This window comes from Hyphomicrobium sp. MC8b, from assembly GCF_905067615.1.
GTDB lineage: Bacteria > Pseudomonadota > Alphaproteobacteria > Rhizobiales > Hyphomicrobiaceae > Hyphomicrobium_B.
In genome coordinates this window covers 4,087,486-4,099,583 of the sequence record NZ_LR898465.1, presented here as the reverse complement: position 1 = coordinate 4,099,583, position 12,098 = coordinate 4,087,486, and the positions used below count along the sequence as shown (strand labels likewise).

Annotated in this window: 12 protein-coding genes; 8 read left to right on the top strand and 4 right to left on the bottom strand. The window is 59.5% G+C overall.

Going from position 1 to position 12,098, the window contains the following annotated elements; genetic code table 11:
- Nucleotides 1–10: 10 nt before the first annotated feature.
- On the bottom strand, nt 11–1,273 hold the full coding sequence (locus ACLB1Z_RS19660; RefSeq protein ID WP_409561351.1) for a sarcosine oxidase subunit beta family protein: 1,263 nt from the start codon (nt 1,271–1,273) through the stop codon (nt 11–13).
- 121 nt (nt 1,274–1,394) lie between these two features.
- Between ACLB1Z_RS19660 and ACLB1Z_RS19655 the strand changes: the two genes are divergently transcribed.
- The 3 genes from ACLB1Z_RS19655 to ACLB1Z_RS19645 all read left to right on the top strand — a co-directional run bounded on the left by ACLB1Z_RS19655 (nt 1,395) and on the right by ACLB1Z_RS19645 (nt 4,558).
- A complete protein-coding gene (locus tag ACLB1Z_RS19655; RefSeq protein ID WP_409561350.1) occupies nt 1,395–2,363 on the top strand; it encodes a LysR family transcriptional regulator in 969 nt (322 codons plus the stop codon).
- A 156-nt stretch (nt 2,364–2,519) separates the two neighbouring features.
- Nucleotides 2,520–3,752: a CBS domain-containing protein gene (locus ACLB1Z_RS19650; RefSeq protein ID WP_409561349.1), complete on the top strand. Its 1,233-nt coding sequence runs from the start codon at nt 2,520–2,522 to the stop codon at nt 3,750–3,752.
- A gap of 71 nt (nt 3,753–3,823) precedes the next feature.
- On the top strand, nt 3,824–4,558 hold the full coding sequence (locus ACLB1Z_RS19645) for a lysozyme (RefSeq protein ID WP_409561348.1): 735 nt from the start codon (nt 3,824–3,826) through the stop codon (nt 4,556–4,558).
- A 20-nt stretch (nt 4,559–4,578) separates the two neighbouring features.
- Here ACLB1Z_RS19645 and ACLB1Z_RS19640 read toward each other — a convergent pair whose 3' ends face one another.
- Genes ACLB1Z_RS19640 through flgF form a run of 3 tightly spaced genes read right to left on the bottom strand, consistent with a single transcriptional unit; the run spans nt 4,579 to nt 7,349 of the window.
- Nucleotides 4,579–5,184 carry a hypothetical protein gene (locus ACLB1Z_RS19640; protein ID WP_409561347.1) on the bottom strand — a complete coding sequence of 202 codons (606 nt, stop codon included), beginning with the start codon at nt 5,182–5,184 and terminating at the stop codon, nt 4,579–4,581.
- 52 nt (nt 5,185–5,236) lie between these two features.
- Entirely contained in the window at nt 5,237–6,604 is a 1,368-nt protein-coding gene (locus tag ACLB1Z_RS19635) for a FliI/YscN family ATPase (RefSeq protein WP_409561346.1), read from the bottom strand.
- Between the two features lie 22 nt (nt 6,605–6,626).
- Complete coding sequence (gene flgF, locus ACLB1Z_RS19630) at nt 6,627–7,349, bottom strand: flagellar basal-body rod protein FlgF (RefSeq protein ID WP_409561345.1); 723 nt, start codon at nt 7,347–7,349, stop codon at nt 6,627–6,629.
- Nucleotides 7,350–7,514: 165 nt separating this feature from the next.
- Between flgF and motA the strand changes: the two genes are divergently transcribed.
- The 5 genes from motA to ACLB1Z_RS19605 all read left to right on the top strand — a co-directional run bounded on the left by motA (nt 7,515) and on the right by ACLB1Z_RS19605 (nt 12,090).
- Nucleotides 7,515–8,399 carry a flagellar motor stator protein MotA gene (motA, locus tag ACLB1Z_RS19625; protein WP_409561344.1) on the top strand — a complete coding sequence of 295 codons (885 nt, stop codon included), beginning with the start codon at nt 7,515–7,517 and terminating at the stop codon, nt 8,397–8,399.
- 75 nt (nt 8,400–8,474) lie between these two features.
- The gene (locus ACLB1Z_RS19620; RefSeq protein ID WP_409561343.1) at nt 8,475–9,455 is read left to right on the top strand and encodes a FliM/FliN family flagellar motor switch protein; all 981 of its coding nucleotides are present in this window, start codon (nt 8,475–8,477) and stop codon (nt 9,453–9,455) included.
- An 81-nt stretch (nt 9,456–9,536) separates the two neighbouring features.
- Nucleotides 9,537–9,959, top strand: coding sequence for a flagellar motor switch protein FliN (fliN, locus tag ACLB1Z_RS19615; protein ID WP_409561342.1), 423 nt, complete (start codon nt 9,537–9,539; stop codon nt 9,957–9,959).
- 34 nt (nt 9,960–9,993) lie between these two features.
- On the top strand, nt 9,994–10,980 hold the full coding sequence (locus tag ACLB1Z_RS19610; protein ID WP_409561341.1) for a FliG C-terminal domain-containing protein: 987 nt from the start codon (nt 9,994–9,996) through the stop codon (nt 10,978–10,980).
- A 24-nt stretch (nt 10,981–11,004) separates the two neighbouring features.
- Entirely contained in the window at nt 11,005–12,090 is a 1,086-nt protein-coding gene (locus ACLB1Z_RS19605) for a flagellar biosynthesis protein FlhB (protein ID WP_409561340.1), read from the top strand.
- Nucleotides 12,091–12,098: the final 8 nt, after the last annotated feature.

Below are 12,098 nucleotides of genomic sequence, written 5' to 3'. Positions count from 1 at the left end.
TGGCTCGCCTTCAGTGCAGGTTGGGCTGATTGCCCATGCCCTTCTCGTCGATCATGTGGCCGGTGCGGAAGCGATCGAGGCGATAGGCTTTCGCAACCTCATGCGGTTCGTCGCGTGCTAAGAGATGCGCGAAGCACAGTCCAGATGCCGGCGTCGCCTTGAAGCCGCCGTAGCACCATCCGCCATTGAAATAGAGGCCTTCGATGGGCGTCCGATCGATGATCGGCGAGCCGTCCATGCTCATGTCCATGATGCCGCCCCACGAACGCAGGAGACGTACGCGTCCGATCCGCGGCATCAGCGCCATCCCGCCTTCGAGAACATCCTCGACGACCGGAAGGTTACCCCGCTGCGCATAAGAATTATAACCGTCGATATCGCCGCCGAAGACCAGGCCGCCCTTGTCCGATTGGCTGATATAGAAATGCCCTGCGCCGAACGTAACGACGCCGTCGATGAACGGCTTGATGCCTTCCGAGACGAAGGCTTGCAGCACGTGGCTTTCGATCGGCAGCATCATTCCCGCAAGACCGGCTACGCGCGATGAATTGCCGGCCACAGCTAAGCCGACCTTGTTCGCGCCGATAAATCCGCGCGTCGTCTCGACGCCGCCGATCTTGCCGTTCTCGATCCTAAATCCCGTGACTTCCGCATTTTCGATGATGTCAACCCCGAGACGATCCGCACCCCGAGCGTATCCCCATGCGACCGCGTCATGGCGCACCGTGCCGCCGCGCCGCTGAATGAGACCGCCTTTAATCGGAAAGCGCGCGTTGTCGTAGTTGAGCCAGGGATACATCGCGCGAACGGCATCGAGATCCAAAAGTTCGGAGTCCACGCCGTGCAGGCGCATGGCATTGCCGCGCCGCGCATAAGCATCGCGCTGGGCATCCGAATGGTAGAGGTTGAGGACGCCACGCTGCGAAACCATGGCGTTATAATTGAGATCCTGCTCGAGCCCTTCCCAGAGCTTCATGCTGGTCTCGTAGAAGGGAATGTTGCCTGGCAGCAGATAGTTCGAGCGGACGATCGTCGTGTTGCGGCCGACGTTGCCGCCGCCGATCCAGCCCTTTTCGATGACGGCGACGTTGGCGTTGCCATACCTCTTCGCGAGGTAATATGCAGTGGCGAGGCCATGGCCGCCGCCGCCGACGATGACGATGTCATAGGAAGGCTTCGGGGTGGCCTTGCGCCATGCCGGCTTCCAGCCGGTCTGGCCGCGCAGCGCCTCCGCAAGGACGGAAAAAATCGAGTACCGATCTGAGCTGAACATGGCCGTATCTGCGGTTTGTCTCGACGATCCCGGCGCTAGGAAGATGCGCCGTATCAACTTGTTTTCTTATAAATCAGTCGCTGATTGACGTTAATATAAGAAAATCTTATTCTGCCGGGCCATGGCTACGCGCTCGAACAGACTGCCCTTTGATCTTCACGCTCTTGAAGCATTTCTGGGCGTTTGCGATGCCCGCTCGATGGCGCTTGCCGCAAAGAAGCTTTCGCTGACGCAGCCGGCCGTATCTCAGGCGGTCGCCGACCTTGAAGCGCGCATGGGCGTGAAGCTCTTCGACCGCAGCGTCCGGCCCTTAGCGCTGACGCCGGCCGGTGAGATCATGCGACAGCGGGCGTCGGCGCTGGTGTCGGAAGCACGTCAGCTCGCAACCGTTATTCGCCACACGGCGAAGGGCCGGCTGGCCCTCATTCGCGCCGGCCTCGTGGATAGTCTGTCGCGGGCGCTGACCGGCCCGATCGCCTCGTTTCTGGTCAACCACGCGGATCAGGTCTCGGTGCAGTCCGGCCTGACCGCCACGCATGCCGGTGCGCTGCTGACACGCAATCTCGACCTTTTCATTGGCGTGGATGACATGAGCGACATCGAGGGCTTCGATCGTCACGAACTCGTGACCGAGCCGTATATATTGGTGCTGCCGGCGCGGCATAAAATCCCGCGGACGGTCACAGATCTGGCGGCGCTCGCCGGCAAGCTCCCCTTTATTCGTTATAGCGCTCGGTCCAAGACCGGCATCGACATCGAGCGCTATCTCCGCCGTCTCAATATTGATTTTCCACAGGGGCTGGAATTCGATACGCCCTTCGGTGTGAGCGATATGGTAGCCCGCGGCAAGGGCTTCGCGATTTCGACGCCGATCTGTATCGCCGAAGCGGCCCTTGAAAATCGCGATATTCGAGCTGCCGCCCTGCCGGGCCCCCAGCTTAAGAGAACGTTAACGCTGGTCAGTCGCCGGCTGGAGCTCGGCACCTTGCCGCGCGATCTGACAAAGGCCTGTAAATCGTCGCTTGAAACATCGACGCTGTCGGCTCTGCGACGCTCGCTGCCGTGGCTTTCCGGTGAGCTTCTGACATAACGCTGTTGCGCTGCAACGTCAGCCGACCGCCCATGCCGCAGCGCAATTGCGCCAAGCTCAAGGCTGCATCTCAGACCTTACGTCGCGTTGGCGGCCATCGTGACTCGGGATACCTAGAAACGCATATTTGAATCGAGATTGGATCATAGTTGAACGATGACGCTGCAGGCGATCATCATCCGAGCAGACGGTGCTCTCGCTGAAACGGAAGACGTCCGCAGGAGGGCATTTGCACAGGTCTTTTCAGAGGCCGGATTTGATTGGTCGTGCGATCGTGAAGGGTTCGCGCTGACCGCAAAACTCGGCAGTGGTGAGGCCCGCATGGCTCATTACGTGCGCGCTTTCCTCCGCGGAAAGCCTGAGACCGAGGATTTCACCCTCCTCATTCAGGCGATGCATCGGCGCGCCTCCAAGGTCTTCGGAGAAATGCTGTCGTCGATGGTCGTCGAGCCGCGCCCAGGCATCCGTGATCTGATCATTGCTGCGCGCAGCGACGGTCTGCGCCTAGTTCTCGTCTCTCTTCTCGAGCCTCGCGATACCGAGCGGCTATTGAAGACTTTGTTCGGTGATCGTGGCCGACAGCTGTTCGACGTTGTTGTCTCAGGGGACAAGAGCGGCAAGGGCGAATGCGCCCGGCTTTACGCCGAGGTCCGCTCCAGTCTCGGCTGCGATCCCAAGCACAGTCTCGTGATCGAGGGCGGTCGTCGCGGCGCTCAGGCTGCAAAGGCCTCGGACTTTCCGGTCATCACGACGCGAAGCGCGTTTTGCCGTGAGAGCCCGGCCTTCAGCGAGGACTCGGTTCTCATTGACAATCTGACGAGCCTGCTGACGGGGCGCGATCGCAGCCCTCACGATCCGCTGACGTCTGAGGATCGGGCGGACCTTCTCGAGGCTATATATCGGTTGCACGCAAGCAATTGCAGCGGCCTTACAGGATTGGATTGGAGCGACGAGATGAAGGTCTCGGACATTCTGAAATCGAAGGGATCGGCGATCAAGACGATCGAGGCAAACGCCACGATGCGCGCGCTCGCCCACAGTTTCAGGAAAGAGCAAGTCGGTGCGATGTTGGTCCTGGACGACAAGGGCGGCTTGCAGGGCATCATCTCGGAACGAGATCTCGCCCGCGGCATCGACGAGTTCGGCATCGACCTGCCGCAAATGCGCGTCGCTAATTTGATGACCCGTTCGGTCGTAACCTGCGCGCCCGACGATCGCGTTGCTGCCGTTGCCAATGTCATGACGCAACGGCGCATTCGGCATTTGCCCGTCGTTGTTGATGGCAAGGTCGTCGGCCTGATCAGCATCGGTGACGTGCTGAAGCATCGTCTGGACGAAGTACAACTCGAAGCCAGCGTACTGCGAGACGTTGCGCGTTCGCGTCGCTAGCGAACGCTTGTTTTGCCCGCTCGCGTCGTGACACCAGCTTGCCGCAAGCTCGGCGTGGCAAGCATCCCCGTATGGTCGATCCCAGCTATCTTGATGCCATAAAGCAGTTCGAAGGCTATACCGCGGAAGCCCGGTGGGATTACGCGCAGAATTCGAATGGCTACGGCACACGCGCACGCTTTGCCGGCGAAGTCATCGACAAGGCTGAAGCCGATCGCCGCTTCTCGTCTGAAGTGCAAAAAGCCGCGGAATTCGTCGATAAGTTCGCGCCCAATCTCGACGAGGGCAGCAAGGCCGCTCTGACATCGCTGACATACAACGCCGGAACGGCTTGGTCGAAGAGCGGACTTGGAGAAGCCGTTGCCAGCGGCGATCTCGATAAAGCGCGGTCACTCTTCCTGCAATACAACAAGGCAGGCGGCAACGTCGTGGATGGTCTGGTGCAGCGGCGCCTCCAGGAGGTCGCATGGTTTGGCCAGGGAAATCCGGCCGCCCAAGGTGCGAGCGCCGGGATTGCCGCCATGGCCGCGGCCGCAAGCGCTTCGGCGATTGCAAGTTCATCAGCCGCCGTCCCATCGTCGGGATCAGTGACGGCAAGCAACCCCTCGCGGTCCATCTTGCGCATGGCTTCTACCGATGTCAGCGTACCGCAGCTGTCGCCCATCGGTAGCGATCAAGTGATGCTATCGCTTCTGTCCCACATGGCCGATCCGCCGTCCGGCCGCAATCACGATGATAACGACAAGCGGTCGAACAATTCGGACCGCAAATTTGTCGAGCCCGAACCCCAGTTGCGCACGGGTTGAGACCTTGAAGGCTGAAGCGGCTACCGCGCCAAACCGGCCGCAAGCAAAATTGCCAAGGCGAGACCGGCGACGCCTGCCAATCCGATCCGAATAAGAACGGTGCCATTTGTGCCTGTCTCAGGCTTACCCCGCCGGCCCTTGCGACCGGCGGTCTCTTCGGTCTCGGTTTGCGCACGTACAGCCGCGGAAAAGAACGCGCTTTGCATCGCCATTCGCAATTCAGGCGAAGCCGCAGCCAGTAGCATCTGCTGATTGGTCGCATCGGTCGGGAGGAGGCGTTGCTCGGTCGGCACGTCCGGCCTGAATACGGCGTCAGCTTCGGCATATTGCGCCGCGACCCGGCTCGCTCCCGTTGCCGTATCGCCAGCAGGCTGCTGTGTCGGCGCCTGCGTTCGGAACCCGTCCGCTGAGGTCGCCAGCCGGGCGTCGAGCTGCTCGTCGAGTAATGTCAGCAGGACTGAGGAAACCGCCTTCTCGTTATGCGAAATTGGCACGGGAGTAGCGGTCGGCTGCTTGTCCGTTGGCTGCTGTCCTGATTTGTCGCGATTTTGAAGCAGCTGCCTCTCTGCCTGCAGAAGGACTTCGTTCGCGACCAAGCGGCCGATATTTTCAGTTGAACTTACCATTGTCGCCGCGCTCCGAGGTCAGAACGTTGTTTGGCCGGCAGCGAACAAAACTTTAGCGCGATGCGGTGTGCTGCCGTTGCCCGCCCTGGAGAACCTGAGAAAGATACGTATAGACGTCATCGACAGGATCTTCGTCGAGAGATTGTTTCATAGCATCGTAAACGCGCGGCACGATTTCCATGGCTTTGTCGAGGGTCAAATCGCTACCCGCCTTATAGCCGCCGATCGCGCGAAGATCTCTGGTGTCTTCGTAGCGCGAAATCACTTCGATCAATTGCGTCACAAATTGCGTCTGGTTCTTTGTCCTGATCTTCGGCGCGAGCCGCGAAAGTGAGGCCAGCGGATCGAGCGCGGGCAGCCTGCCCTGGCTCGCGATGCTGCGATCGAGGACGATGTGCCCGTCGAGGATGCCGCGCGTTGCGTCGGCGATCGGATCGTTATGATCGTCGCCGTCCACGAGAACGGACAAAATGGCTGTGATCGTTCCGGCGCCGGCTTCGCCCGGTCCAGCCCGTTCGAGTAACCTCGGCAGATTGCTGAAGACGCTCGGCGGGTAACCGCGCGCAACGGGCGGCTCATCGGCGGCCAGCGCCAGTTCACGCATGGCATGCGCGTATCGTGTCAGCGAGTCGATGATGAGCAGCACGGTCTTGCCGCGGTCGCGGTAATATTCGGCGATGCACATGGCGGCGCTGGGCGCGAGGCGACGCATCATCGGGCTTTCGTCGGACGTCGCGACGACTGAGACCACCTGTGAGCGCGTCGCGCCGAGCGTATCGTCAAGAAAATCGCGGACTTCGCGGCTTCGTTCGCCGACGAGCGCTAGGACTGTGACGTCGCTCGAAGGTGCGCGGCTCAACATCGCAAGCAGTGTCGACTTGCCGACGCCAGAGCCTGCAAAGATGCCGATGCGCTGCCCGGCGCAGATGGGCGTGAAAAGGTCGATGGCTTTGACGCCCGTCGTCAGCGGAGTTCCTAACCTATTCCGACGCAACGGCGATGGCGGCGAACCTTGAACCGCATAAGCACGCTCCCCGCGAACGAGCGGACCGGCGTCATCGATGGGCTCGCCCAACGCGTTGACCGTGCGGCCAAGCCAGGATTCATCCGGTGACAGCGACAGCTGCCCGGACATCGTCGTAACGCGCGCGCCGAGTTCGATTCGATGGTCGGCGATAAACGGCGTGACGTTGATTGTCTGGCTTTCGATCGTCGCAACTTCGGCGAGGATTGTGCCGCCGATGCCGGAAATCGATACGCAATCCCCGAGCGACACGAATTTCGAAAGGCCCGCAACGACGAGATACGTCGTGCTGATACGAACCACGCGGCCGGAAACGCGATGCGCAGGCGACCGCGCGGCAGCGGTTGCCATCAGAAGGTCCAAGCGATCGAATGCCGTTGCAGCGCTCGCGCTCACCGATGATGCTCCTGGCGCTTCATCACGAGCCCGCAATCGTCTTCAGGGCATCCGTCAGCGACGTTTCGGTATCGCTCAGCATGGTGCTGACACCCTGGAAATTCCGCTGCAGGGTGATGAGGTGCGTCATCTCGAGAATAGGATTGACGTTTGATTTCTCGACGTAGCCTTGCAACACGCCGTTATGAAGGAAATCGAGTTCAGCAACCGGCTGGATATCGGAAGTAACGGCGACACCTTCGGCGCGCGTCAGCCGGGCGCCCGGCGGCATCGTATAAAGGCCAAGCGCCCCAAGATTGTTGCCCGCCTGCTCAATCGTGCCGGCCTTGTTGATCGTCGGCGGCGGGTCATCAGGGTTGAGCTGAACCGGAACACCACCCGCATCGAGGACTGGATAGCCCTCAAGTGTTGTCAAAACGCCTTCCTTATTCATCTGCATACGGCCGTCGCGCGTATAGACAACTCCGCTCGGTGTCTGGATGGCAAGCCACGAGTCGCCACGGATGGCGACGTCAAGGGGATTGCCGGTCTGCGTGATTTCGCCTGTCTTGGTCGATATGTGATTTTCGCCTTTCGAGACGAAGCTCACAGACTCCTTGCCTGGCTGCGAGACAAGCTCCTCAAAAGAGACCTCTTCGCCGCGATAGCCGACGGTATTCACGTTGGCGACATTATTTGCCAGCGTGTCGAGGCGCCGCTGCAGCGACAACTGGGCAGAAAGAGCGACGTAGATATTGGATTGCATGCCGTGAATCGATTCTGTCAGGACCAGCTTTGGGGAAAGGCTAGCCTCAAGAACTTGTGGCGGGCTGACTCAAAGGACGTGCGCGCCCCGATACGGAGGGACAAGTCCCACGCAAGCCAAAGCGCCCCTTATGGCTACGGTTAGAATCCGCTCCGGGAAGCTCACGTGACCATTATCGTCGGCCTGTTTATCACTCTCGCCTGTATGCTAGGCGGCTTCGCGGCCATGGGCGGCCACGTGCTGGTCATCTGGCAGCCCTGGGAATACGTCATCATCATGGGTGCGGCGCTAGGCACGTTCGTGGTCGCCAATCCGATGAAAGTCATCAAGGATGCCGGGAAGGCGACGATTGAGGCCTTCAAGAGCAGCACGCCGACCAAAGACGAGAACATTGAGGTTCTCGCCCTGCTCTTCTTCATGATGCGCGAGCTGCGCGATAAATCGCGCGCCGAAATGGAAATGATTATCGATGCGCCGAACGAGTCTGAAGTTTTCAAACGTGCGCCGACGGTGCTTGCCAACGAAGAATTGACGACTTTCATCTGCGATTATTTTCGTCTCATCATCATGGGCAACGCGCGTACGCACGAAATCGAAGCCCTGATGGATGAAGAGATCGAGACGGTACGTCACGACAAGATGAAGGCCTATCACGCGCTCGTCGCAGTCGGCGATGGCTTGCCGGCGCTCGGCATCGTCGCGGCCGTCCTGGGTGTCGTGAAGGCGATGGGCGCAATCGACCAGTCTCCGGAAATTCTCGGACACCTCATTGCGTCCGCTCTGGTCGGCACGTTCGCCGGTATCTTCTTTTCGTATGCGGTCGTCGGACCGCTGGCGACGAAGGTGAAGATCATTCGCGATAAGAAGTTGCGGTCTTACGTCATCGTCAAGCAGTCGCTCCTAGCGTTCATGAACGGAGCCATGCCCCAGGTCGCGATCGAGCACGGCCGTAAGGCGATCTCCGCGTACGAGCGTCCGACGATCAACGAGGTTGAGGCCGCGACGATGGGCGGTGGCGCAACTTCAGGCCAGGACAGAAAGGCGGCGTAATGAACACGCGACTGCTCCGCACTCTGATCGGCCGGTCGCCTGTCTGCGTCGAAACGCAAATTTGGGGCGGCCATCATGTCGGATGACGCGCTATTGGAAGCGACGCTATCGCTGCGGGAATCTGAAAAATCACTGGAACGGGCGCTTTCGGCCGGCCAAAACCGGCCGGATCGTCTTCCCGGCCTGCAAATGATTTTTGGCCAGTTGCCGCGCATCATGGCTGAGGAAGTCGGCAGTCTTTCGCACATTCCGTTGCGCGTTCGCCTCATCGAGCTTTTTGCTTCGACGATCGATGATACGTGTACGCTTCCCGCTGGTGCATTCGCGGGCGTGGTTCGAGCCGAAAGATGGCGAAGTTGGCTATATTTCATCGCCGATCCGGACATCAGCCTACTTTTCGTCGAGGCCGCGACGGGCAGCGAAAGCATCCCGCGCACCGGCCTCCCGAAGCGCAAGCCGACACGCACCGACGCTAACGTTTTGCGCGTTCTGTTTCGTCGCGTCTCACGGGCGTTGACGAACGCCTTTTCCATTCTTGCCGACGTCGATTTCGATGTCGGCGACATCGTCGAAAAGATAGAGCTCGAACCCAACCTCGGCCCGTCATCGCCAGTGATCGCGGCGCGGCTTGCGCTGGAGTATGACGGCCACGAAGGTCAGGTGACAGTCGTCATCCCGCAGGCCGCACTCGAAACCATTCGCGATTTGCTCGTGACGGCTGTCCCCGGAGAAGTGGCCAGCCCGGCGTCGAGCCGCCCGGACACGGACGACGATCCAGTGTGGTCGAGGCAACTTGCCGAAGAGATCGCCCGCGCCTTCATTGGGCTCAATGGCGTGCTCGAAGAGCGCACGATCGCGATCGGAGAAGTCGAAAAGTTCAAAGTCGGCTCCGTCATCGAGCTTCAACTCTCATCCATGTCTCGCGTCCGCCTCGACGCCGACGAAAGTCCGCTGTTCTGGTGCGAGCTTGGCAAGCGCGATAACGGCTTGATCCTCCGCGTCGATCAAGAATTCGATCATGAAAGAGAGGCGGTTGATGAATTCTATGGCCTCTGATCCGTCGACACCTCAAGGCTCCGGCATGTTTCAACTCATAAAATCAGCTCCGGAAGCGCTAGCGCAAGGAAATCATCTGCCATGATGTCGAGTGATATCGACCAATCGGACAATGCACCCGACGGGGTAGAAGCCGCCTTCGAGCAGCCGATGTCCGGTGCTGCCGAATTCGGTGTTGGGCAAATCGCCGGTATCGCCGAGCCCGCGCAGGCGGAGGCAGATCCATCGACAGCGTCGGATTTTGGCAATAACAGCGCCATGATCATGGGCCTGCCGGTCATGATGAAGGTGGTGCTCGGTTCGGCGAAAATGCCGGTGGCGACCCTTGCGAAGCTCACAAAAGGATCCGTCGTCAAACTCGACAAGATGGTCGGCGACCCCGTCGATATTCTGGTCAATGGCCGGCTGATCGCGCGCGGCGAGGTGGTCGTTTTGAACGAAGGAACATCGCGGTTCGGCGTGGTGCTGACGCAGGTCGGCGCGATTCCAGGCGTAGCGAAATAATAGTATCTGATGCTCGATGCGAGACCCGTCATCAATGCAAACCGGAAACTCGCGAGCCCTGTCGGGACCTGAAAAGGTCGGCGTTCTTCTTCTTGCACTCGGCAAGCAGCGCGCCAGTGGTCTGCTGAAGAAGTTCAATCCCGAAGAGCTGAATATTCTCGTCCGCTCGGCTGAAATCATGCCGACCATCACCGCTGCCGAACTCGAAGGCATCGTTGAGGAATTCGAGAACCAGTTCGGGCAAGGTGCACCGTTTCTCGGACGCGCCGAGGATGTCCGACGCCTGGTCACGGATGTCATCTCCGAAAACAGGTCGTCCGGTGATGCAAGCGACCAGTTCATCGCACGACAAGACGTCTGGGCTCAGCTGGCGGCGCTCCCCGATGACATCATCGTTGGACACTTCCAGAATCAATCTCCGCAAGTTGCCGCCTACTATCTCGATCGCCTCGGCAGCGAACGCGCGTCTGCGCTTTTGAAATCGTTCCCCGTCGCCAAGCGCAATGACTTGCTGAACCGCATCCTGGGCATGGGCCAGATCTCGCCGCAAGTCGTCGAGGCGCTGGAGAGCGGCTTGCATGACGAGCTGTTCGACGTCGATCGCCGCTCGTCGGACAAATACGTCTCGCTGGCCGGCATCCTCAACAATATGGATAAAGAGGAGTCGATCCAAGCGCTTGAATATCTGGCAAGCGTCAAGCCCAAAGACGCGGAAGCCATCCGCAAGATGCTCTTCAAGTTCGAAGATCTGCTGCGGCTTCCTGCACGTGCGCTCACAGTTCTTATGGATGGCATTCCAGTCGAGCGGACGGTCCTTGCGCTACAGGGGACCGACGCAGAGCTGCAGACCAAAGTTCTCTCCGCCCTGGCGCCGCGCGCGCGCCGTATGGCGGAAGCGGAATTGCAAAGCCCGGCAAACGTTCCTCCCCGCGATATCGTCGACGCGCGCCGGACGATTGTCGATTCGGTTCTGCGTCTCGCCGGCGATGGTTTGATCGATATCTCCGGAGCGGCCGCCTAGATCGGCCAATGAGGGAACGAGCCCGTGGCCGAAGAACAGGATAAAGACAGTCGTACAGAAGAAGCGACTGACAAACGGCTGAACGATGCGCGCGGCGACGGCAACGTTCCCATGTCGCGGGAAGCCACGAACTTTACCTACTTGCTTGGTGCGCTTCTCGTCATCGCCGTGCTCGGCCAGACGTTCATTATTCACTTCACTGATCTGTTGCGCGGGTTGCTTGCTAATGCCGGCTCGATTCGCATCGAGAACGGGGGCGATCTCGGTTTGCTTTTCGACGTCGTCGGAAAAACAGCCGCGACGATCACCGCTCCGATCATTTTGACATTCACGGCGGCAGGCGTGATCGCGTCCGTGGCTCAGAATACGCCGGCACTAATATTTAAGCGCGTGATGCCGGACATTTCCCGATTGTCCCCGGCAAAAGGCTTCAAGCGCCTGTTTAGCGCCTCCGGTTTTGTCGAGTTTCTGAAGCTCTCGCTGCGATTGTCCGTCGTCACGATCATAACCAGCGCCATCCTGATGTATCTGTGGCATGACTTCACGAATTCGATCTGGCACGATCCGGCGGCTATATTGGAATTATCGCAACAGAGCATCGTTATCCTCCTGATCGCTCTTGCGCTGATGTCGTTTGCGCTTCTGATCTTCGATTATCCCGTCGCTCAAATTCTTTGGCGGCGATCCCTGCGAATGGCGCCGCAACAGGTCAAAGACGAGCGCAAACAGGCGGAGGGTGATCCACATATCAAGGCAAAACGCCTGTCCATCGCTCGTTCACGCCTGCGACAGCGAATGATGTCGTCCGTCCCGCGCGCAACTCTTGTCATCGCGAATCCAACGCATTTCGCCGTCGCGCTTCGTTACGTGCGTTCAGAAGGCGGTGCGCCGCGAGTCGTTGCGAAGGGACAAGATCTTATTGCCTTGTCAATTCGTCGGATCGCTGAAGAAAATGACATTCCAGTCATAGAAGACAAGGCTCTCGCAAGGTCCCTGTATGCAAAAGTGGAAGTGGATCAAATGATCCCCGTCGAATTCTACAAAGCGGTTGCACAAATTCTTCTTCGCCTCCAGGCCAGGAAGAATGGAGCGGGCACCATTCGCGCCTAAGGGAAAAG